General features: G+C 73.7%; 20 protein-coding genes and 1 riboswitch. Of the genes, 13 read left to right on the top strand and 7 right to left on the bottom strand.

What is annotated here, in order from left to right:
* The first annotated feature begins 125 nt into the window (after positions 1 to 125).
* The 8 genes from hpnE (at position 126) to ACIPXM_RS27235 (ending at position 8,874) form a co-directional block, all read left to right on the top strand.
* Complete coding sequence (gene hpnE / locus ACIPXM_RS27270) at positions 126 to 1,541, top strand: hydroxysqualene dehydroxylase HpnE (RefSeq protein ID WP_401660935.1); 1,416 nt, start codon at positions 126 to 128, stop codon at positions 1,539 to 1,541.
* A gap of 38 nt (positions 1,542 to 1,579) precedes the next feature.
* Complete coding sequence (locus ACIPXM_RS27265; protein WP_401660933.1) at positions 1,580 to 2,638, top strand: polyprenyl synthetase family protein; 1,059 nt, start codon at positions 1,580 to 1,582, stop codon at positions 2,636 to 2,638.
* Between the two features lie 126 nt (positions 2,639 to 2,764).
* Complete coding sequence (shc, locus tag ACIPXM_RS27260; protein ID WP_401660461.1) at positions 2,765 to 4,819, top strand: squalene--hopene cyclase; 2,055 nt, start codon at positions 2,765 to 2,767, stop codon at positions 4,817 to 4,819.
* Positions 4,819 to 5,523: a 1-hydroxy-2-methyl-2-butenyl 4-diphosphate reductase gene (locus tag ACIPXM_RS27255; protein ID WP_401660458.1), complete on the top strand. Its 705-nt coding sequence runs from the start codon at positions 4,819 to 4,821 to the stop codon at positions 5,521 to 5,523. Before shc ends, ACIPXM_RS27255 begins: the two co-directional genes overlap by 1 nt.
* Before the next feature lie 7 nt (positions 5,524 to 5,530).
* Positions 5,531 to 6,550, top strand: coding sequence for an adenosyl-hopene transferase HpnH (gene hpnH, locus ACIPXM_RS27250; protein ID WP_401660455.1), 1,020 nt, complete (start codon positions 5,531 to 5,533; stop codon positions 6,548 to 6,550).
* Positions 6,551 to 6,557: 7 nt separating this feature from the next.
* Positions 6,558 to 7,979 (top strand): aspartate aminotransferase family protein, encoded by a 1,422-nt coding sequence (locus tag ACIPXM_RS27245; RefSeq protein ID WP_401660452.1) that lies wholly within the window; start codon positions 6,558 to 6,560, stop codon positions 7,977 to 7,979.
* A gap of 93 nt (positions 7,980 to 8,072) precedes the next feature.
* Positions 8,073 to 8,717: a helix-turn-helix domain-containing protein gene (locus tag ACIPXM_RS27240; RefSeq protein WP_401660449.1), complete on the top strand. Its 645-nt coding sequence runs from the start codon at positions 8,073 to 8,075 to the stop codon at positions 8,715 to 8,717.
* 1 nt (position 8,718) lies between these two features.
* Positions 8,719 to 8,874: a DUF6126 family protein gene (locus ACIPXM_RS27235; protein WP_401660446.1), complete on the top strand. Its 156-nt coding sequence runs from the start codon at positions 8,719 to 8,721 to the stop codon at positions 8,872 to 8,874.
* Between the two features lie 22 nt (positions 8,875 to 8,896).
* On the opposite strand, the gene ACIPXM_RS27230 is transcribed toward ACIPXM_RS27235, so the two are convergent.
* Complete coding sequence (locus ACIPXM_RS27230) at positions 8,897 to 9,694, bottom strand: tyrosine-protein phosphatase (RefSeq protein ID WP_401660443.1); 798 nt, start codon at positions 9,692 to 9,694, stop codon at positions 8,897 to 8,899.
* Between the two features lie 374 nt (positions 9,695 to 10,068).
* Positions 10,069 to 10,234: riboswitch (cyclic di-AMP (ydaO/yuaA leader) on the top strand.
* Positions 10,235 to 10,238: 4 nt separating this feature from the next.
* Between ACIPXM_RS27230 and ACIPXM_RS27225 the strand changes: the two genes are divergently transcribed.
* Both ACIPXM_RS27225 and ACIPXM_RS27220 read left to right on the top strand, forming a co-directional pair.
* Positions 10,239 to 11,243, top strand: coding sequence for a peptidoglycan DD-metalloendopeptidase family protein (locus ACIPXM_RS27225; protein WP_401660440.1), 1,005 nt, complete (start codon positions 10,239 to 10,241; stop codon positions 11,241 to 11,243).
* Between the two features lie 185 nt (positions 11,244 to 11,428).
* A complete protein-coding gene (locus ACIPXM_RS27220) occupies positions 11,429 to 12,229 on the top strand; it encodes an SGNH/GDSL hydrolase family protein (protein ID WP_401660437.1) in 801 nt (266 codons plus the stop codon).
* A gap of 10 nt (positions 12,230 to 12,239) precedes the next feature.
* On the opposite strand, the gene ACIPXM_RS27215 is transcribed toward ACIPXM_RS27220, so the two are convergent.
* The 5 genes from ACIPXM_RS27215 to ACIPXM_RS27195 are packed head-to-tail and all read right to left on the bottom strand — an operon-like array spanning position 12,240 to position 17,597.
* Positions 12,240 to 13,157, bottom strand: coding sequence for an STM4011 family radical SAM protein (locus ACIPXM_RS27215; RefSeq protein ID WP_401660434.1), 918 nt, complete (start codon positions 13,155 to 13,157; stop codon positions 12,240 to 12,242).
* Positions 13,158 to 13,169: 12 nt separating this feature from the next.
* Positions 13,170 to 14,540, bottom strand: a complete 1,371-nt coding sequence (locus ACIPXM_RS27210; RefSeq protein WP_401660431.1) for an STM4012 family radical SAM protein — start codon at positions 14,538 to 14,540, stop codon at positions 13,170 to 13,172.
* Entirely contained in the window at positions 14,537 to 15,388 is an 852-nt protein-coding gene (locus ACIPXM_RS27205; protein WP_401660931.1) for an STM4013/SEN3800 family hydrolase, read from the bottom strand. Before ACIPXM_RS27205 ends, ACIPXM_RS27210 begins: the two co-directional genes overlap by 4 nt.
* Before the next feature lie 56 nt (positions 15,389 to 15,444).
* Entirely contained in the window at positions 15,445 to 16,644 is a 1,200-nt protein-coding gene (locus tag ACIPXM_RS27200) for an STM4014 family protein (RefSeq protein ID WP_401660428.1), read from the bottom strand.
* Positions 16,641 to 17,597: an STM4015 family protein gene (locus ACIPXM_RS27195; protein ID WP_401660425.1), complete on the bottom strand. Its 957-nt coding sequence runs from the start codon at positions 17,595 to 17,597 to the stop codon at positions 16,641 to 16,643. The genes ACIPXM_RS27200 and ACIPXM_RS27195 overlap by 4 nt, the downstream gene beginning before the upstream one ends.
* 187 nt (positions 17,598 to 17,784) lie before the next feature.
* Between ACIPXM_RS27195 and ACIPXM_RS27190 the strand changes: the two genes are divergently transcribed.
* Positions 17,785 to 19,014, top strand: coding sequence for a hypothetical protein (locus ACIPXM_RS27190; protein WP_401660422.1), 1,230 nt, complete (start codon positions 17,785 to 17,787; stop codon positions 19,012 to 19,014).
* Positions 19,015 to 19,143: 129 nt separating this feature from the next.
* Positions 19,144 to 19,929 carry an SIMPL domain-containing protein gene (locus ACIPXM_RS27185; protein WP_401660419.1) on the top strand — a complete coding sequence of 262 codons (786 nt, stop codon included), beginning with the start codon at positions 19,144 to 19,146 and terminating at the stop codon, positions 19,927 to 19,929.
* A 56-nt stretch (positions 19,930 to 19,985) separates the two neighbouring features.
* On the opposite strand, the gene ACIPXM_RS27180 is transcribed toward ACIPXM_RS27185, so the two are convergent.
* The gene (locus tag ACIPXM_RS27180) at positions 19,986 to 20,606 is read right to left on the bottom strand and encodes a TetR/AcrR family transcriptional regulator (protein WP_401660416.1); all 621 of its coding nucleotides are present in this window, start codon (positions 20,604 to 20,606) and stop codon (positions 19,986 to 19,988) included.
* A 125-nt stretch (positions 20,607 to 20,731) separates the two neighbouring features.
* On the opposite strand from ACIPXM_RS27180, the gene ACIPXM_RS27175 reads away from it, so the two are divergent.
* Positions 20,732 to 21,943, top strand: a complete 1,212-nt coding sequence (locus tag ACIPXM_RS27175) for an MBL fold metallo-hydrolase (RefSeq protein WP_401660414.1) — start codon at positions 20,732 to 20,734, stop codon at positions 21,941 to 21,943.
* The last annotated feature ends 174 nt before the right edge of the window (positions 21,944 to 22,117 follow it).

Here is a 22,117-nt window from a genome sequence, read left to right as displayed (position 1 = left end):
CCGCGCGGTCGTCAGGGCCGCCGGACAACCTCCGCCCGCCCCGGCGCGTCTTCCGACCCGGCCGGGACGCGCGCCCCGGCCCCGGCGCACCGAGGGGAGACGGCGTGACCACCGACGACATCCGGATCCCCGGCGGCGGCGCCAGCGGCCGCACCGGCGGCTCCGGCGACCCCAGGCCGCACGCCGTCGTCGTCGGCGGCGGCCTCGCCGGGGTCACCACCGCCCTGCAGCTCGCCGACGCCGGCCTCCGGGTCACCCTCCTGGAGGGCCGCCCCCGGCTCGGCGGCCTCGCCTTCTCGTTCCGGCGCGGCGACCTCACCGTCGACAACGGCCAGCACGTCTACCTGCGCTGCTGCACCGCCTACCGCTGGTTCCTCGACCGGCTCGGGGCCGCCCACCTGGCCCCCGTGCAGCCGCGCCTCGACGTGCCGGTGCTCGACGTCGGCCACCCGCGCGGACCGCGCCTCGGCCGGCTGCGCCGCTCCGCCCTGCCCGTACCGCTGCACCTGGCCCGCAGCCTCGCCACCTATCCGCACCTGTCGCTCGCCGAACGCGCCTCGGTGGGCCGGGCCGCGCTCGCCCTGAAGAAGCTCGACCCGGCCGACCTCGCCCTCGACGGCATCGACTTCGGCACCTGGCTCGGCCGCCACGGCCAGTCCGCCCGCACCGTCGAGGCGCTGTGGGACCTGGTCGGCGTCGCCACCCTCAACGCGGTGGCCCCGGACGCCTCGATGGGCCTGGCCGCCATGGTCTTCAAGACCGGACTGCTCTCCGACAACGGCGCCGCCGACATCGGCTGGGCGCACGTCCCGCTCGGCGAACTCCACGACACCCGGGCCCGCGCCGCCCTCGACGCGCTCGGCGTGCGCACCGAACTGCGCGCCAAGGCCGAGCGGATCAGCCGCGCCGACGACGGCCGGTGGACCGTCCGGCTGCCCGACGAGACCCTGGAGGCCGACGCCGTCGTCCTCGCCGTCCCGCAGCGTGAGGCCCGCGAACTGCTCCCCGAGGGCGCCCTCGACGACCCCGACCGGCTCCTCGACATCGGCACCGCGCCCATCCTCAACCTGCACGTCGTCTACGACCGCAAGGTGCTGCGGCAGCCGTTCTTCACCGCGCTCGGCTCCCCGGTCCAGTGGGTCTTCGACCGCACCGAGTCCTCCGGCCTCACCGGCGGCGGCCAGTACCTCGCCGTCTCCCAGTCCGCCGCCCAGGACGACATCGACGAACCCGTCGCCGCGCTGCGCGAGCGCTACCTGCCCGAACTGGAGCGGCTGCTGCCCGCCGCCCGGGGCGCCGGGGTCCGGGACTTCTTCGTCACCCGTGAACGCACCGCCACGTTCGCCCCCACCCCTGGCGTCGGCCGGCTCAGGCCCGGCGCCCGCACCCACGCACCCGGCCTGTACCTGGCCGGCGCGTGGACCGCCACCGGCTGGCCCGCGACCATGGAGGGTGCCGTCCGCAGCGGATTCAGCGCCGCGGGCGCCGCGCTCTCCGCCCTCGGCCGCCAATACGACCATCCGCTGCAGGAGGCGGTATGAGTGTGAGTACCGGAACCAGAGGAGAGACCGTGCCGACTGTGCAGCCGGGCAACCCGGCCGTCGACACCGAGGACGTGGCCGCGCTCCTGGAGCGGGGCCGGGCGCTGTCCACGCCCGTGATGCGGGCCGCCGTGGACCGGCTCGCCGCGCCCATGGACACCGTGGCCGCCTACCACTTCGGCTGGATCGACGCCCACGGCAACCCGACCGACGCCGACAGCGGCAAGGCCGTCCGCCCCGCACTGGCCCTGATCGGCGCCGAGGCCGCGGGCACGGGACCCGAGGTCGGCATCCCCGGCGCCGTCGCCGTGGAGCTGGTGCACAACTTCTCGCTGCTCCACGACGACCTGATGGACGGCGACGAGCAGCGCCGCCACCGCGACACGGTGTGGAAGGTGCACGGACCCGCCCAGGCCATCCTGGTCGGCGACGCGCTCTTCGCCCTCGCCAACGAACTGCTGCTCGAACTCGGCACCGTCGAGGCCGGACGGGCCACCCGCCGCCTCACCACGGCCACCCGCAAGCTGATCGACGGCCAGGCCCAGGACATCTCCTACGAGCACCGCGAGCGGGTCACCGTCGAGGAGTGCCTGGAGATGGAGGGCAACAAGACCGGCGCCCTGCTCGCCTGCGCCGTCTCCATCGGCGCCGTCCTCGGCGGCGCCGACGACCGGACCGCCGACAAGCTGGAGGAGTACGGCTACCACCTCGGCCTCGCCTTCCAGGCCGTCGACGATCTGCTCGGCATCTGGGGCGACCCGGAGTCCACCGGCAAGCAGACCTGGTCCGACCTGCGCCAGCGCAAGAAGTCGCTGCCGGTCGTCGCCGCCCTCGCGGCCGGCGGCCCGGCCTCCGAGCGGCTCGGCGAGCTGCTCGCGGCCGACGCCAAGAGCAACGACTTCGACTCGTTCTCGGAGGAGGAGTTCGCCACCAGGGCCGCCCTCATCGAGGAGGCCGGCGGCCGGGAGTGGACCTCCCAGGAGGCCCGCCGCCAGCACGCCGTCGCCATCCGGGCGCTCCACGAGGTGGACCTCCCGGCCCATGTCAGGAGCCAGCTCACGGCTCTGGCCGATTTCGTCGTCGTACGGAAGAGATGATCACCATCACCCTGATATGAGTGCGCAGTCGCCGGCCGGTGCCCAGCACGGCACCGGCCGACGGCAGACCCGTTGAAGCAGAAGTACGCGAACCACGCGCTACATCGCCTGCACGAAGGGGAAGCCATGACAGCGACGACCGACGGAAGCGCCGGGGCCGTGGGACCCCGAGCAGCCGCGGCCAGCGACACCACCGCGCACCACCCCGGGACCACCGGAGCACCACCACCGCCCGACCCCGCGCTCGACGCGGCCGCCGCCCGCGCCGCCGAGCGCGCCGTCACCCACCTGCTCGGCCGCCAGGACCCCGAGGGCTGGTGGAAGGGCGACCTGGCGACCAACGTCACCATGGACGCCGAGGACCTGCTGCTGCGCCGCTTCCTCGGCATCCTCGACCCCGACACCACCCGCGCCGCCGCCCGCTTCGTCCGCGGCGAGCAGCACGAGGACGGCACTTGGGCCACCTTCTACGGCGGCCCCGCCGACCTCAACGCCACCATCGAGGCGTACGTCGCGCTGCGGCTCGCCGGGGACGACCCCGACGCCCCGCACATGGCCCGTGCCTCGGCCTGGGTCCGGGAACAGGGCGGCATCGCCGCCGCCCGCGTGTTCACCCGGATCTGGCTCGCCCTGTTCGGCTGGTGGGACTGGGACGACCTGCCCGAACTGCCGCCCGAGCTGATCTTCCTGCCGTCCTGGGTGCCGCTGAACATCTACGACTTCGGCTGCTGGGCCCGGCAGACCATCGTGCCGCTCACCGTCGTCTCGGCGCACCGGCCGGTGCGGCCCGCGCCGTTCCCGCTGGACGAGCTGCACACCGACCCGGCCCGGCCCCGTCCGGTCAAGCCGCTGGCTCCGGTGGCCAGTTGGGACGGCTTCTTCCAGCGCGTCGACAAGGGACTGCACCTCTACCGCAAGGTCGCCCCGCGCCGGCTGCGGAAGGTCGCGATGAACGTGGCCGCCCGCTGGATCGTCGAGCGGCAGGAGAACGACGGCTGCTGGGGCGGGATCCAGCCGCCCGCCGTGTACTCGGTGATCGCCCTCCATCTGCTCGGCTACGACCTCGAACACCCGGTGATGAAGGCCGGGATCGCCTCCCTCGACCGGTTCGCGGTCTGGCGCGACGCGGCCCCCGGCGGCCTCGGGGACGCCGGGGGCGACGGCGGGCCGGTCCGGATGATCGAGGCGTGCCAGTCCCCGGTCTGGGACACCTGCCTCGCCACCATCGCGCTCGCCGACGCCGGACTGCCCCCGGACCACCCGGCGTTGGTCAAGGCCGCCGACTGGATGCTCGACGAGGAGATCACCCGGACCGGCGACTGGGCCGTGCGGCGGCCCGGACTCCCGCCCGGCGGCTGGGCGTTCGAGTTCCACAACGACAACTATCCGGACATCGACGACACCGCCGAGGTCGTCCTCGCGCTGCGCCGGGTCCGCCACCCCGACCCGGCGCGGCTCGACGCGGCCGTCGCCCGGGGTGTGCGCTGGACCGTCGGGATGCAGTCCCGCAACGGTGCCTGGGGCGCCTTCGACGCCGACAACACCAGCCCGTTCCCCAACCGGCTGCCGTTCTGCGACTTCGGCGAGGTCATCGACCCGCCGTCGGCCGACGTCACCGCGCACGTCGTCGAGATGCTCGCGTACGAGGGCCGGGCGGACCATCCGCGCGCCCGGCGCGGCATCGACTGGCTGCTCGCCGAACAGCACCCGGACGGCGGCTGGTTCGGCCGCTGGGGCGTCAACTACGTCTACGGCACCGGGTCCGTGGTGCCCGCCCTGGTCGCCGCCGGGCTCGCGCCCGGGCACACGGCGATCCGGCGGGCGGTGCGCTGGCTGGAGTCGGTGCAGAACGAGGACGGCGGCTGGGGCGAGGACCTCCGCTCGTACGACGAGCCCGAGTGGATCGGCCGCGGCGCCTCCACCGCCTCGCAGACCGCCTGGGCGCTGCTCGCGCTGCTCGCGGCGGGCGAGCGGGACTCCGCGGCGGCCCGGCGCGGGATCGCCCATCTGGCGGCCACCCAGAACGAGGACGGCTCCTGGGACGAGCCGCACTTCACCGGCACCGGCTTCCCGTGGGACTTCTCCATCAACTACCACCTCTACCGGCAGGTCTTCCCGCTCACCGCGCTCGGCCGCTATCTGCACGGCGATCCCGTGCTGCCCGGCCGGAAGGCCGCCTGATGGACCGGGCACCGGGCGGCGGGCCGCCGCCGGAACCCGGCGCGGGGACCGGACCCGTACCGGCCGCCGGTCCCGGCGGGCCGCCGCTGGTCGTCGCCTGCGCGCTCGGCATCGAGAAACTGGCGCTGCGCAGCGGCGGCGGCCGGTCAGGGGCGGCCGGACCCGTCACCGTGGTCCGCACCGGCATGGGTCCCGCGCAGGCCCGCCGGACCGTCGCCAGGACCCTGGCGGCCGGGCCCTGGCGGGACGCCGCCGTGATCGCCTCGGGCTTCTGCGCCGGGCTCGCCCCCGGGATGCACCCGGGCGACCTGATCGTCGCCGAGGAGACCCGGGACGCCGAAGGGGTCACCGCCTGCGTCGGCACCGGCCCGCTGGTCGACGCGCTCACCCGGGCGCTGCCCGGCCGGACCGTCCACACCGGCCCGCTGACCGGCTCCGACCACATCGTGCGCGGCCCCGAGCGGGCCGCGCTGCGGGCCGGGGGCGCGATCGCCGTCGACATGGAGTCCGCCGCCACGCTGCGGACCGCCCTGGCCGCCGGAGCCCGCCCGGTTGCGGCCGTACGGGTGGTCGTGGACGCTCCAGAACATGAACTGGTCCGGATCGGCACGGTGCGCGGGGGAATATCGGCCTTCCGTGTTCTCCGTGCGGTCCTTCCCGCATTCTTCGAATGGCACCGTTCTTTGCTGCTCCCCAGGAGGTGAGCGAGTTATGGCCATGCCGCTCCGTCAGTCCATCCGGGTCGGGACCTATCTCTTCGAACAGAAGCTCCGCAAGCGGGCCAAGTTCCCGCTGATCGTCGAGCTCGAACCGCTGTTCGCCTGCAACCTCGCGTGCGAGGGCTGTGGCAAGATCCAGCACCCGGCCGGTGTCCTCAAGCAGCGGATGCCGGTCGCCCAGGCCGTCGGCGCCGTCCTGGAGTCCGGCGCTCCCATGGTGTCCATCGCCGGCGGCGAGCCGCTGATGCACCCTCAGATCGACGAGATCGTGCGTCAGCTCGTGGCCAAGCGGAAGTACATCTTCCTGTGCACCAACGCGATGCTGCTCCGCAAGAAGCTCGACAAGTTCACCCCCTCCCCGTATTTCGCGTTCGCCGTGCACATCGACGGACTGCGCGAACGCCACGACGAATCGGTGGCCAAGGAGGGCGTGTTCGACGAGGCGGTGGCGGCGATCAAGGAGGCCAAGCGGCGCGGCTTCCGGGTCACCACCAATTCCACCTTCTTCAACACCGACACCCCGCAGACGATCATCGAGGTGCTCAACTACCTCAATGACGATCTCCAGGTCGACGAAATGATGATCTCGCCCGCCTACGCGTACGAGAAAGCCCCTGACCAGGAACACTTCCTGGGCGTCGAGCAGACCAGGGAACTCTTCAAGAAGGCGTTCGCGGGTGGAAACCGGCGACGCTGGCGGCTCAACCACTCGCCGCTCTTCCTGGACTTCCTGGAAGGAAAGGCCGACTTCCCCTGCACCGCGTGGGCGATCCCCAACTACTCACTCTTCGGGTGGCAGCGCCCCTGCTATCTGATGAGCGACGGCTACGTACCCACGTACCGCGAACTCATCGAGGAGACGGACTGGGACAAGTACGGCCGCGGCAAGGACCCGCGCTGCGCCAACTGCATGGCGCACTGCGGCTACGAGCCCACCGCCGTCCTCGCCACCATGGGCTCCCTCAAGGAGTCGCTGCGCGCGGTGCGCGAGACCGTCTCCGGAAACGGGTGACCGGACCATGACGGGTGGGACCGACGGGACGGCCGGGGCCGGAGCCCCCGGCGGCTTCGATCTGCGGGCGCTGCTCGCCGCACGCGGCGCCGAGCGCTACGAGCTGCACGCCCGGCATCTGAACCACCAGCTGCCGCGGATGCTGCACACCATCGGCTTCGACAAGGTGTATGTACGGGCCGAGGGCGCGCACTTCTGGGACGCCGAGGGCAACGACCACCTCGACATGCTCGCCGGATTCGGCGTCATGGGCCTCGGACGGCACCACCCCGTCGTCCGCCAGGCCCTGCACGACGTCCTGGACGCCCAGCTCGCCGACCTCACCCGCTTCGACTGCCCGCCGCTGCCCGGCCTGCTCGCCGAGCGGCTGCTCACCCACAGCCCGCACCTCGACCGGGTGTTCTTCGGCAACAGCGGCACCGAGGCGGTGGAGACCGCGCTCAAGTTCGCCCGGTACGCCACCGGGCGGCCGCGGATCCTCTACTGCGCGCACGCCTTCCACGGGCTCACCACCGGCTCGCTCTCGGTCAACGGCGAGAACGGCTTCCGGGACGGCTTCGCGCCGCTCCTGCCGGACACCGCGATCGAGCTCGGCGACCTCGACGCGCTGGAGCGCGAGCTGCGCAAGGGCGACGTGGCAGCCTTCGTGGTGGAGCCGATCCAGGGCAAGGGCGTGACGGAGGCCCCGCCGGGCTTCCTGCGCGCCGCCCAGGAGCTGCTGCACCGGCACGGCGCGCTGCTGATCGCCGACGAGGTGCAGACCGGGCTCGGCAGGACCGGCGACTTCTACGCGTACCAGCACGAGGAAGGGGTCGAGCCGGACCTGCTCTGCGTCGCCAAGGCGCTCTCCGGCGGCTATGTGCCGGTGGGCGCCACCCTCGGCAAGGACTGGATCTTCAAGAAGGTCTACTCCTCGATGGACCGGGTGCTCGTCCACTCGGCCAGCTTCGGCGCCAACGCGCAGGCGATGGCCGCGGGCCTCGCGGTGCTCTCGGTGATGGAGTCCGAGGGCACGGTCGCGCACGCCCGCCGGATGGGCGAGCTGCTCATCGGGCGGCTGCGCGAGCTGGTCCCGCGCTACGAGCTCCTGAAGGAGATCAGGGGCCGCGGCCTGATGATCGGCATCGAGTTCGGCCGGCCCAGCTCGCTGGGCCTGCGCAGCCGCTGGACCATGCTGCAGGCGGCCCGCAAGGGACTGTTCGCGCAGATGGTCGTGGTGCCGCTGCTCCAGCGGCACCGGATCCTCACCCAGGTGTCCGGCGACCACCTGGAAGTGATCAAGCTGATCCCGCCGCTGGTGATCGACGAGCGGGACGTCGACCGCTTCCTGGCCGCCTTCACGGCGGTGATGGACGACGCCCACGGGGGCGGCGGGCTGATGTGGGACTTCGGGAAGACCCTGGTGAAGCAGGCGGTCGCGCAGCGCTGAGCCGGGCGCCCCCCGATCGGTACGGGGGCGCCGGACTTTTGCCTCTGAGGCAAGAAAATTGCCTCAGAGGAAAGTTCCTGGCGGAATGTACCCATGGACCGAGTCCCCGACGTCCCACCGGACGTCCTGCCCGGAGGACTGCCCGACGGGCTGCCCGATGTCGCCCCGCAGCTGCGCGCGCTGCGTCGGCGGCGCGGGCTCACCCTGGAGGCCGCCGCCCAGCGGGCCGGGCTCTCCCCGGCCCACCTCTCCCGCCTGGAGACCGGCAACCGGCAGCCTTCGCTGCCGATGCTGCTCGCCCTGGCCCGTATCTACGGTACGACGGTCTCCGAGCTGCTCGGCGAGGTGGCGCCGGAGCGCGACCCGGTGATCCGGGGCGCGCGGGCCGAGCCGGTCGAGGCCGACGGCTGGGTCTACCGGCCGGCCGGAGCCGCGGGCCGGGCCATGCAGGCGCTGCGGGTGCACGTGCCGTACGCCACCAGCGCCGACATCGTCCGGGTCCACCCGGGCGAGGAGTGGCTCCACGTCCTCGAAGGCCGGGTGCGGCTCGCGCTCGGCGACGCCGTGCACGTGCTCGAACCGGGCGACGGCGCGCACTTCGACTCGTTCACCCCGCACCGGATCGGCGCCGCCACCCGCGGCGGCGCCGAGCTGCTGTTCGTGCACACCCTGCTGCAGAGCCCCGTCGCCGAGCTGTGCCTCGGCGGCAGGGGCTCGACACACCCCGGAAAGGACTGACATGTCCGAGAAATCCGCACCGGTCACCGGCGAGGAGCGCGGCGAGGGCAAGTTCCCCAAGGGGCTGGTGCTCCGGCTCTTCGCCTATCTGGTCGCCGGCCACCTCTTCGCCGCCTTCCTCTACCTGCTGTTCGCCATGGGCGCGCAGAACCAGTAGTCCCGCCGGGGCGCGGCCTCGCTCACGCCTCCGTGAGCAGGTGCTCGCGCAGTCGCTCCAGGGTCTTCGGCGCGAGCTGGAGGCCCTCGGTGAGATAGGCGCCGACCGAGCCCCAGGTCTCCTCGATCATGTCGAAGGCGCCGCGCAGATACTCCACCCGCGCGTCGAACAGCGGCGCGAGCAGCTCCATCACCTCGGGCGACATGGCGTCCGGCGCGGTGGAGCTGCGCTGCACCTTGTAGCGCCGGTGCGGGGCGTTGGACTTCACGTAGTCCGCCTCGATCGCCGACCGGTCCACGCCGACCGCGAGCAGCGCGATGGCGATCGCGAGCCCGGCCCGGTCCTTCCCGGCCGCGCAGTGCATCAGGGCGGGGACGCTGTCCTCGGCCATCGCGTGCAGGATGCGGCTGTGCTCGGCCGTCCGCCGGACGACCATCTTCCGGTACGACTCCGTCATCCGGGCCGCGGCCTTGCCGTCGCCCAGGATCTCGCGCAGCTGCTGGATGTCACCGTCGCGAACCAGCCGCCAGAACTCCTTGCCGTCCGCCGGGTCGTTCAGCGGTATGTTCACGTTCCGCACACCCGGAAGATCCACGTCCGGACCCTCCACCCGGACGTCCGCCTCGTTGCGGAAATCGAAGACGGTGTGCAGGTCGAGGGTGGTGAGGAAGGCCGCGTCCGCGGCAGTGGCGTGGGCCAGGTGGCCGCTGCGGAAGAGCCGGCCCGGGCGGACGGCCCGGCCGTCGGAGGCCGGCAGTCCGCCGAGGTCGCGGAAGTTGCGTACGCCGGTGAGTTCGGGCTCGGTCGTGGCTTGTGTCACGGTTGCTCCTGGTCGCTCGATCGGTTCCTGGGGCAATCATCACGGCTGGTGAGCCCCGTCCGCACCCCCATCGGACTGGAATGGGTGATCTGTCCGGATTGGGTGATTGTGTATAAGCCGCCCTGTTTCCAGGGGAGATGAGCGCGGCGGCGTGAGGAGCGTCATAACCGTGACGGACCGTGGTTGATCATCTTTTCCAAATTCCCCCCGGCAAAGGGAAATCGAGGGACCGTCATCGACGGAGGGTGACGGGAATTCCGGCCGGAATTCAGCTGCCACCGAAAACCAGGCAACCCGTGGCTTGTTCCCGCCGTCCCGGCTCGTCTAGCGTCGCGCTCAATCCGGTCGGACCGCCGAATCCTGCCGCCGACCGGAATCCGCACCCACCCGTACCAGGCAGGAGCGGGGGACCCAGGTACCACGCCGATCCCTCGAAGCTGAGACCGAGAAGAACGGCTCGGGGTGAAGCCGCGCGACCGCGCGGCCGGACATCTCCAGTCCGAACCCGACAGCTCACCTCGCAGGCGACGGAGAGGAATTCGCCATGCCCGCGAAGGGTAAGCACCGCCGTCCCAAGGTCAACCCGATCACCCGCGGGTTCGTCGCCGCCGGTACCGGAGGCGCCGTCGTCGCCCTCCCGCTCATCGGCGCCACCGGCGCGCACGCCGCCGAGCAGGCCGCCCCGGCCGCCGCTCCCCGCCAGGCCGTCGCCGCCGCCGTGCCCGCCGCCGCCCCGAAGGCCGCGGCCAAGACCCCGGCCGCCGAGCAGTACACCGTCGTCCGCGGCGACTACCTGTCCAAGATCGCCGTCGAGCACCAGCTCACCGGCGGCTGGCACAAGCTCTACCAGGACAACCGCCAGATCGTCGGCGAGAACCCCTCGCTGATCCTGCCCGGCATGAAGCTCACCCTCGGCGGCAAGAACACCGCCAAGGCCCCGGCCAAGGCCGCCGCGCCGAAGGCCGCCTCCGCCGAGCGCTCCACCGCGTCCGCCAAGAGCGGCTCCGCGAAGAACGGCGACGAGGCCCCGAGCCGCGCCTCGCGCGGCGCCGACCGCTCCTCGGCGTCCTCCGCCGCGGACTCCGCTTCCTCTTCCTCCTCGTCGGCGTCGTCGAACTCGTCCGCCGCCGGCACGGCCTCCTCCTCCGGCTGGGTCGCCCCGGTCGACGGCGGCATCTCCACCCCGTACCGCGCCTCCGGCTCGATGTGGTCCTCCGGCTACCACACCGGCGTCGACTTCATCGCCTCCTCCGGCACCACCGTCCGCGCGGTCGGACCCGGCACCGTCTACTCGGCCGGCTGGGGCGGCTCGTACGGCAACCAGGTCGTCATCCAGCACGCCGACGGCACCTTCTCGCAGTACGGCCACCTCTCCTCGCTGTCCGTCTCCGCCGGCCAGACCGTCAGCGGCGGCCAGCAGATCGGCCTGTCCGGAGCGACCGGCAACGTCACCGGACCGCACCTGCACTTCGAGATGCGGACCGGCCCGGAGTACGGCTCCGACATCGACCCGCTGGCCGCGCTGCGCCAGCACGGCGTGGGCATCTGATCCCGGATCAGCCCGCCACGCGGACACCCCGGAGGCCCGGCACCCTGTGCCGGGCCTCCGGCACGTCCGGCGTGTCCCCGATGTATTCCGGCTTGGCGAAGTCTTTATCGGTGGCATATGTCACCCGCCGTCAACCCCTCCTTACGGTCGCGTAGGTCACATCCCGCGAGGAAAGATGTGCTCCCGTGGCAGACGATTCGAGATCAACAGACAGCAGCGCGATCGGGTCGTACGCGGCGATCGGTGACAGCTTCACCGAGGGCGTCGGGGACCCCGGGCCCGATGGGACGTACGTCGGCTGGGCGGACCGGTTCGCGGTCCTGCTCGCCGACGAACTGCCGGAGGCCGAGCACGACGACTTCCGGTACGCGAACCTCGCCGTGCGGGGGCGACTGCTCGACCAGATCGTCGCCGAGCAGGTCCCGAGGGCGAAGGAACTCGCCCCCGACCTGGTGACCTTCTGCGCCGGGGGCAACGACATCATCCGCCCCGGCACCGACCCCGACGACGTCGCCGAGCGCTTCGAGCGCGCGGTGGCCGACCTCAGCTCCGCCGTCGGCACCGTCATGGTGACCACCGGCTTCGACACCCGTGACGTGATCCTGCTCAAGCACCTGCGCGGCAAGATCGCCACCTTCAACGGGCACGTCCGCGCCATCGCCGACCGCTACGGCTGCCCGGTGCTCGACCTGTGGTCGCTGCGGTCCGTGCAGGACCGCCGGGCCTGGGACGACGACCGGCTCCACCTGTCGCCCGAGGGGCACACCCGGGTCGCGCTGCGCGCCGCCCAGGTCCTCGGGATGCGCGTACCGGCCGACCCCGAGCAGCCCTGGCCGCCGCAGCCGTTCCGCGGCACCCTCGAGGTCCGCAAGGACGACATCCACTGGGCCCGCGAATACCTGGTCCCGTGGATCGGGCGCCGGCTGCGCGGCGAGAGCTCCGGCGACCACGTCGAGGCCAAGCGCCCGGACCTGCTCCCGCTCTGACCGGACCGGCTCAGAGCAGGGGCAGGGTGCGGGCCGTCCCGGGCCGGGGGAACAGGCCCGGGACCGCCGCCGGAGCGGGCACCGGGACCCGCGCCGGGACGCGTTCGAGGACACCGCCCGCGAACACGTCGTACAACGGCAGCGTCTCCAGGTGCACATAGCCGATGTGGCAGTCGCACACCGCGAGCGGGCACGGCCGCGGCCGCAGCGCCGCACGGTACGAGCCGTCGTACAGATTGCCCAGCTCGGCCGGGACGAAATGGCAGCGCCGCACCGTCCCTTCGCCGTCGACGGAGATCACCGACTCGCCCGTCCGGCACGGCAGCCCGGCCGAGGCGTGCGGCTGCCTGCTGAACGGGAACAGCGGGTCGAGCTCCGTCCAGGCAGCGGCCTCCGCGTCGGTGTAGGTGTGCCCCTCCGCCGCGTTCACCCACAGGTACACGTGCTCCGGCAGCTCCGCACGCAGCCGCACGGCGTGCTCGCGGTGCTCCGGCAGACCGACCACGCCGACGCTGAACCGCACCCCGCGCCCGGCCAGCTCCCGGCACTTGCCGAGGAACCGCTCGTACGGCGTCTGCCCCGGATGGAAGGTGCACCACAGGGCCGCCTTGGTCAGGTCGGCCCCGTCCAGCCACTCCGTACGGCAGCTGAGATTGGTCTGGATCGCCACCCGCTCGACCTGCGGCAGGTGCGAAAGCTCGACGACCGTCCGCCGGTACCAGGACCGCACCAGGCCCTCGCCCCACGGCGTGAACAGCACCCGCAGCCGGTCGTCCGAGCGCTCGGCCACCCAGCCCGCGAACCGTTCGAGGGCCGCCCGGTCGGCGCGCAGCCGCTCCGGGCTGTCCCGCCGCTTGGCGAACGGGCAGTACGGGCAGTCGTAGTCGCAGGAGGCCAGCGGCCCCCGGTAGAGCACGGTCAGATCCATCCCAGGGCCCCGCTACTTCGTCTCGTACGCGGCCATCGCCGCCCGCACCGGCGCCGAGAACAGCTCGGGCCCGAGCCCGTCCGAATACGCCAGGCCCTCCGGGGACAGCCGCAGCAGCCCCGCCGGGGCGCCGGTGTCCAGCCAGCCGCGCGCCTCGAAGCGGGCCAGCTCCTCGGCGAAGTCCGTGAACGGCGAGCCGCCGCCGAACCGCTCCGCGTAGTCGGCCAGCGCCATCCCCTCCGCCTGCAGCAGCGACTGCAGCAGATGCCGGCGGCGCGCCTCGGCGGCGTCGACCGCGCGCCCCACCTCGGCCCGGGAGAAGTCGGCCGTCTCCGTGTAGGCGTCGACGATCGAGCGGATCTCCCGCATGTCGACGGCGTAGTCGAAGGAGTAGTGCAGCCGCGAGGTGTACGAGCGGGCGCCGCAGCCCAGGCCGATCATGCCGTCGGTCTGGCAGGCGTAGTCGTCGGCGCCGAGCGCCGGCGCGTCGGTGCGCCGGAACATCCGCATCGACACCTGGGTGTAGCCCCCGGCGAGCAGCCGGTCCCGGCCCGCGCGGTACAGCCGCAGCCGCCGCGCGTCCCAGTCCGCGTCGGACTCGGCGGCGGCGTGCGCCCCGTCGCCCTTGCGGCCGAGACCGGTGAGCGGCCGCACGTACAGCGGATACAGATACAGCTCCTCGGGCGCCCAGGCGAGCGCCGCGTCCAGCGAACGGCGCCAGGACTCCTCGGTCTGCCCGTCGATGCCGTAGATCAGGTCGATGTTCAGGACCGGCACGCCGACGTCCCGGATCCGGCCGAGCGCCGCCTCCACGTCCGCCCGGCGCTGCGGGCGCACCGCGGCCCGGGCCTCCGCCTCGACGAAGCTCTGCACGCCGATGCTCAGCCGGGTCGCGCCGCGCTCGGCGAGCACCGCGAGCCGGTCGGCGGTCGCCGTGGCGGGCGAGGTCTCCACGGACAGCGGCACCGCCCGCAGATCGGCGCCCATCCGCAGCTCGGCGATGTCGCACAGCCGGGTCAGCTCGTCGGCGGTCAGGAAGGTCGGCGTGCCGCCGCCGAAGGCCGCCGTCGCGAACCGCACCGGCGCCGCGTCGCCGAGCGCCTCGCGCACCGCCGCCGCCTGCCGGTCGAGCGCGTCGAGATAGCGGGTGGTCAGCCCGTCCGGCGCGCCGATCCGGGTGAACAGGTTGCAGAACCCGCAGCGCACCTCGCAGAACGGGATGTGCGCGTACAGCGACAGCGCGTCCTTCGGCTGGTCCGCCCACAGCCCGGCCAGCGCGGGCCGCTCGGGCAGCGGCCGGTAGGACGTCTTGTGCGGGTAGGCGTAGACATAGCTCTGGTACGGGCGGGGGTACGGGTGCGGGGTCGTCGTCACGGTGCTCACGCGGCGGCCTCCGCGTCCGGGCCGGACAGGGTGGCCCGGCCGTCCGGGCCGGGCAGCGTGAACTGCGCGTACGGCACGGTCCACACGCTCTCGTGGCCGAGCCGGTGGCCGGTGAAGCCGTCGTCCCCGTACGCCGTGCCGTGGTCCGAGCAGACGATCGTGAAGCAGGGCCTGCGGCTGCTCATCGCGGCGAACAGCCGCCCGATGTGCCGGTCCACGTACTCCAGGGCGGCGGCGTGGCTGGCCCGGGTGTCGCCCGCCTCGGCGGTGGCGCCGTCCTGGTGGAACCAGTTCGGCTGGTGCAGCGCGGACACGTTGACGAACAGGAACAGCCTGCGGTCCCGGGGCAGCGCGGCCACCACCTCCTCGGCCCGCGCCACCTGCGACTCGAACGAGGTCGGCGAGGCGACCCCGAACGACGGCTCCCAGTGGCTCTCCTGGAAGAGCCCGGGCAGCACGGTCCCGAGCGGCGGCTGCCCGTTGAAGAAGCCGACCCCGCCGACGCACACCGTGCGGTACCCCTCGTGCGCGAGCGCCGACACCAGGTCGGGCGTGTCGTGGAAGACGTACGTGCCGTCGGCGGTGGTCTCGCTGCCCGCGAACCGGGCCGCGAAGAGCCGGGGATGCGGGCCCTGCGTGGCGGGCGTGGGCAGGAATCCGGCGAACATCGCCTGGTGCGAGGCATAGGTGAAGCTGCCGGGCGCGTGCCGCCGCTCCCAGGTCCCGCCGGGCAGCCACCGGGCCAGGTTCGGTATCCGGCCCGCGGCGGCCAGCTCGACCGCCACGTCGTGGCGCAGCGTGTCGAGGGTGACCAGGAGCAGGTCGTGGCTGCCGACGATCTCGTTCATGTCGGGGTCGGCGCGGTGCGCGGCCGGTGGTGTGGCGGGGGAGGGGCCTTGGGGGTTCACGACGTGCTCGTTCCTGTGGTTCTTCTGTTTCCTGTGCCGTGGGGGCGGTGGGGGCGGTGGGGGCAAGTCGAAGGTATGGGGGTGGCGGCGGGGGTCCGGAGCAGCGCGGCGACCTGCGCCGCGTAGGTGTCCAGGCCCTCCGCGCCGCTGCCGGGCAGCCCGGACAGGCCCGGCAGCAGATCGCCGAAGGCGTTCACCTCGCCGACCGCGAACCGGCGCCAGCCGGTGCCGGGCAGCAGATCGACGCCCACGCAATGGGTGCCGGGGAACGCGGCGGAGGCCCGCTCGCAGACCGCGAGGGCGTCGGCGAACCGGCCGCCCGCCGCGGCCGTCGCCGCCCGCGCGGCGGCCAGATCGCCCCGGGCGCCGCCCAGCTGGAGATTGGTCAGCGGGGAGCGGCTGGTGCGGACCACCGCGTGGGTGGCCCGGCCGTCGACGACGACCACCCGCAGATCGGCCGCCCGCCCGTCCTGCGCGGCCTTCGGCAGCCACCGCTCGATGTGCAGCCCGTCCGGCGCGAGCGCGTCCACGATCGCCGCGACCTCGGCCTCGGTCCGATAGCGGCGCACCCGCAGCGAGTTGAACAGCCGCCCGTCCGGCGCCCGCTCCACCGAGGTGGTGGCCTGCACCCGGCCGCCCGGCGCCGTCTCCACCGCGAGCACCCCGGACGCCGACGAGCCGTGCGCGGGCTTCACGAACGCCCGCCGCAGCCCGGCCCCGGCCATCAGCGCCCGGACGTCCGCCCAGCCCCGTACCGCGGGCGCGTCCGCACCCGACGTGGGGGAGTCCGGCACCGGCACCCCGGCCGCCCGCAGCCGGCCGTGGGTCAGCCGCTTGTCGAACAGCACCGCCGTCTCCGCCGGATCGTCCACGAGCACCGCCCCCGCCCCGGCCGCCCGCGCGGCCAGCCGGGGCAGGGCCTCGGTCAACGCCTCGTACCACCGCCGCGAGCCCTCCACCCGGGTCGGGTCGGCCGCGCCCCGGAGCAGCCGGTCCACCACCGGATCCTCCCCGGGGGTGTCGACCCGCACCGTCTCGCCCGCCCGGAACCCCGCCCCGCCGCCGAGCACGTCCAGCCACGGCACCAGGCGCGCCTCGGGCAGCCCGGCGGCCCGCACCGCCTCCTGGAAGAGGCGGACCCGGCGGCTCGCGGGGATCCCGACGACGGCGAACCGGAGGCTCGCGGCGGAGGTCACTCGCCGACCGCCGTGTAGCGGTCGACCCCGCCCTCGTGGACGTCCGGCTCCTGCCGGTCGCTCACGTCGACCACGACCCCGGACGGCGTGAGCGCGTCCACGATCCGCTCGCTCATCTCCCGCGACAGGTAGTGGTACTCCAGGTCCAGCCGCTTCAGATGGGTCAGCGGCTGCCCGGCGAGCAGCGCCTCGCCGCCCACGTCCGTGAGCACCCCGAGCGACAGGTCGAGCTCGGTCAGCCGGGGCACCACGGGCGCCCCGGCGACCGCCGCCGCCACCGCGTCCTGGGTCACCGAGTTGCGCAGCGCCAGGGTGCGCAGCGCGGGCAGCCGCTCGCCCGACAGGATCGGCGCCAGGTCCTCGGGCGTGCTGTCGCCGCCGTACCAGTCGGTGCCCAGCCACAGCTCCAGGTGTTCGAGGGCGGGCAGCTCGCAGCCGCCGATGTCGCGCACCAGGGCGCCCGGCAGCCCGCCGGACTGCACCACGAGACGGCGCAGCGCCTCGTGCCGCACGGGCGGGAACTCCAGACCGGTCGCGCCGCGCACGGCCAGGGTCACCAGGCGCGGATAGGCGGCGAGCAGCTTGGTGACGTCGGACTGCACGATCCAGGAGATCTCGCAGTCCTCCGACAGCATGTCGCCGAGGAACACCGCCTCCAGGGCAGGCAGTTCCTCCCGGGCCGCGATCAGCGCGTCCACCACGGCCGCCGACGACGCCTCGTACGCGTCCTCCCAGCCGCCCACCACCACGGCCCGCACCCCGCTGGTGTCCACCGACTTCAGGAACCGCTCGAACAGCGTCAGCCAGGGCTCGTCGCCGTCGTCGCTGTACGTCGAGGCCGACAGCCGCCAGGCCGCGGCCGCGGGCTCGGGCAGCTCCGCCGGGACACCGGGCGCGGGGAACTCGAAGACGGGCAGCTCGTGGAACTCCCGCAGGTAATTCCCGATGGTCATGGACGCTCCAGACACCAGAGAGGGTCGCCGAACGGCGTTGATCGGCTGATGCGAGAAGTTGTACCAACCCGGACTGACAACGCCCGTGCCGGGCCCGGCCGGTGACCCTCGCGGGGCGGGCCGCCCGATGGGCGTGTCCGGAGCGGAACGCACCGGAATCCAATGGTTCGTCGGAATATCATCTGCCGTGCCCGCTCGATTCCTCCGGCCCGCTCGATTCCTCCGGCCCGCTCGATTCCTCCGGCCCGTCCGGTTCCCCCGGCTCGGCCGCCACCTCGGTGGCGTCGTACTCGCCACGGCCACCGCCCTGCTCCCCGCCGCCACGGCCACCGCCGTCGCCCCCGGCACCCCCGCGAGCGCCGCGGTCACACCCGCCGCCGAGGCCGCCACGCCCCTCCCGCTCCCGCCCGCCGTCACCATCCGCGGCCTCGACCTGCACGAGGGCCAGCTCCTCAAGGTCGACGGCCTCTACCACCTGTACGGCACCATGTACGGCTGCGGTTTCCGGTGGAACATCCGGGACACGCCGTGGTGCGGCCTCGGCGTCTCCGTCGCCCCCGCCCTGCGCGGGCCGTGGACCGCGCCCCGGCCGCTGTTCGACCCCGCCTCCACCGACCCCTGGACCGGCCGCACCTGGCAGGACACCTGCGGAGCCACCGGCCAGGGCTGCTTCAACCCGCGCATGATCCGCCGCTCCGGCTGGGGCCGCGACGACGACGCCTTCATCCTCTGGTTCAACAGCCCGCGCCACTACAACCTCGGCCACGCGCACGCGTACAACACGATGAGCTGCGCGTCCGCCGTCGGACCCTGCGGACCCGGCCCGGGCGCCGGCGGCACGTACCGCAAGCCCACGCTCTCCGTCTGCCACGGCAACGGCGACTTCGGCTTCATCGAATCCGGCACCCCCGGCGCCACGCCCGCGCTGGTCTGCACCCTCCCCGGCACCGCGCAGCTCAACATCGAGGAACTCGACGGCTCGGGCACCGGCGGCACCGGCACCGGCGTCCGCAAGGTCGCGGGGCTGAGCCGCGTCGAAGGCCCCGGCGGCTGGTGGGACCCGGCACGACAGCTGTACGTGCTCACCTACGGCGACCCCGCCTGCGGCTACTGCACCGGCACCCCGATCGGCTACGCCACCGCGCCCTCGCTCTACTCCGGTTGGACCACCCCCGGCAACCTCGGCTGGAACGCCCCCGCGCACGGCCGGCGGCTCTTCGACGCCAACAGCTGCGGCGGCCAGCCCAGGACCGTGAGCGTGCTCGACGGACGGCCCTGGCAGATCATCGACCTGTGGCTCGGCACCCGCAACGAGACAGCGGCCGCCACCCACCTCGTACCGCTCGCCTACACCCCCACCCCGGGCGTCGCGGGCGACGGCCAGGTCTGGCGGCCACCGCTCTCCCTGAACTGCTGAGCCCGCCCGGCCCCTGGTACGGAGAGGTGAAGCGGACGCCCGCACAGGAGTGGCGCGGCGGCGCGGCGGGCGACGGCTGGTGGGATGTGCCCGCCGGAGCACCGGCAGCCACCGCCGAAGGGACCGCCCATGACGCCACGTCACCCCGCCGCACCCGCCGCCCGCCGCGCCCGGCTCCGCACCCTCGCCGTCGGCGCCGCGCTCGGCGGACTGCTGCTCGGCGCCGCCGCGCCCGCCGTCGCCGCGGGCCCCGCGGCACCCCGCCCGGCCACCGCCGCCCGCGAGAGCGCACCCGCCACCGTCACCGTCATCGGCTCCGGCAGCGCGTCCGCCGCACCCGACATCGCCGTCCTGTCGATCGGCGTCGAGGCCACCCGCAAGACGGCGCAGGAGGCGATGGCCGCCCAGAAGACCTCCGCCCAGGCCCTGCTCGACGCGCTGCGCGCGCAGGGCATCGCCGACCGCGACATCCGCACCGAGAGCCTGTCGCTCTCCCCGGTATACAGCCAGAGCCCCGAGGGCGAGAGCAAGGTGACGGGCTACCAGGCCGGACAGAGCTTCTCGGTACGGGTCCGCGACATCGACAAGGCCGGACAGGTGGTCGGCGCGGTCACCGAGGCGACCGGCGACGCGGGCCGCGTCAACGGCGTCGTCTTCGACGTCTCCGACCCCACCGCGCTGCGCGCCAAGGCCCGCGAGGCCGCCCACCGCAACGCCCACGACAAGGCCGCCCAGCACGCCCGGCTCAGCGGCCACAAGCTCGGCCGCCTGGTCTCCCTGACCGAGGGCGAATCCGTCCGCCCCACCCCCGGCACCATGCCGAGCGCCCCCGCCGACGGCGGCGAGGGCGTCCCCCTCGCCCCCGGCGAGATCGAGGAGCACGTCACGGTGACGGCGGTGTACGAGCTCGTCTGAGCCCGGCGGGCACCCCGCGGGCCCCGGCCGCCGGCCGGACAGGGGAAGCCGCACCGCTAAGCGGCCGGCCTGGGGCCGTCCAGGTCCGGGAGGCCCAGCTCCCGGGCCAGCGCCTCGTCGGCCCAGGCCAGCAGGGTGGTGCGGGGCAGCGCGCCCGCGTACGAGGTGGCCTGGACGGCCAGACCGTCCAGGAAGGCGGTGAGCCGCCAGGCCGACGCCGTCGGATCGGGGCACGGGAACTCCCCGGCCGCCACCCCCTCGGCCAGCACCGCCGCCAGTTCCGTCTTCCACGCCCGGTCCAGCGAACCCGCGACCTCTCGCAGCGCCGGATCCCGCAGCGCCACCGCCCAGCTCTCGATCCACAGCCGCCAGCCCTTGGCCTGCCCGGTCGGCGCGTACCAGCGCACCGCCGCCCGCAGCCGCCGCACCGCCGTCGTACGGCGCCCGAGCAGGGTGCGCAGCCGGGCCAGATCCCGCTCCGCCGCGTCCGTGAAAGCCGCCGCGACCAGCTGTTCCTTGGTGGCGAAGTGGTAGAGGACCAGCGCGTTGCTGACCCCCAGCTCCTGGGCCACATCGGCGATCCGCACCGCGGCCACGCCCCGGGCCTCGATCTGCGCGACGGCCGCCCGCAACAGCGCCTCCCGCCGCTCGGCCACGCTCAACCGCTCTCTCGCCACGCCCCGACCCTATCCGAGCGCACACCCCTGGGGCCTGTCCGGTGGATCATGGCCGGGGCCGCGCGCCGACACCGCGCCGTACCGGCCGCCCATAATGAAAGGACCCCTCGACCTCAGGAGGTCCTGTGACCGGCACTGGCTCCGACCACACGCTGCGGGCCCGCGTGCGCGCGCTGCGCCCCGCGGCCTTCGGCGCCGACCCGACGGGGGAGCGCATGGAGCGCATCCGCCGCTCCCCGAATTTCGCCGACGGGGTCTTCCAGAACCCCGAACCGGCCAGGAACCGGCCGTCCGGCTCGACGGTCGAGTTCGCGAAGGTCTACTTCGAGAAGGAGGCACGGGCGCGCCGAGCCCCCACCGGCACGATCCCCGTCCACCCCACCACCATCGCCGACCTGGCCAAACCCGCCACCAGCGGGCTGCGGATCACCTGGATGGGGCACTCCAGCGTGCTCGCGGAGACCGACGGCCACCGGGTGCTGTTCGACCCGGTGTGGGGCGACCGCTGCTCGCCCTTCCCCTTCGCCGGACCGAAGCGGCTGCACCCGGTGCCCGCGCCGCTGGCCGCGCTCGGCCCGGTCGATGTCGTGGTGATCTCGCACGACCACTACGACCACCTCGACCTGCCCACCGTCAAGGCGCTGGCCGGCACCGGCACCCTCTTCGCGGTGCCGCTCGGCGTCGGCGCGCACCTGGAGCACTGGGGCGTGCCCGCCGACCGGATCCGCGAGCTGGACTGGAACGAGTCCACCGAGGTCGGGGAGCTCAAGCTGACCGCGACCCCGGCCCGCCACTTCTGCGGCCGCGGCCTGCGCAACACCCAGCACACCCTGTGGGCGTCCTGGGTCGTCGAGGGCCCCGAGCACCGGATCTACCACAGCGGTGACACCGGCTACTCGTCCTGCTTCAAGGAGATCGGCGCGGCCCACGGACCGTTCGACGCCACGATGATCCAGATCGGCGCGTACGCCGAGTGGTGGCCGGACATCCACATGACCCCCGAGGAGGGGCTGCGGGCCCACCTGGACCTCCAGGGCGGCGCCCCGCACGGCGTCCTGATGCCGATCCACTGGGGCACCTTCAACCTCGCCCCGCACCCGTGGGCCGAGCCCGGCGCCTGGACCAAGGACGCCGCCGACGAGGCGGGCCAGCGGGTCGCGCTGCCGCGCCCAGGCCAGCCCTTCGAGCCCACGGGCCCGCTGCCCGCCGAGGAGTGGTGGAGCGGCATCAGCCACCCGCTGACCCGCCACTGGAGCCTTCCCCGCCCCGCGAGCACCACCCCGGACCCGGCGGCCGAGGGCCGCAGCGGCGAGCTGGACCTCACCGGCGGCCGCTGACCGCACCGGACCGCCCCACCCGCGTCGGGGCGGTCCGACCTGAAAAACCGATGCGACCTGACGTACCGGCGCGACCCTTGGCCCTAGGCAGTGTCTTCAAATGATCACCAGTGGTGGATCATGGTGTCGTGATTCGTCGCCATGAACTGTCCGATGCCGAGTGGGAGTTCGTTC

The sequence above is a fragment of the Streptomyces sp. NPDC090025 genome (genome assembly GCF_044748125.1).
Classification (GTDB): domain Bacteria; phylum Actinomycetota; class Actinomycetes; order Streptomycetales; family Streptomycetaceae; genus Streptomyces.
This window is presented reverse-complemented; position numbering and strand designations above follow the sequence as displayed.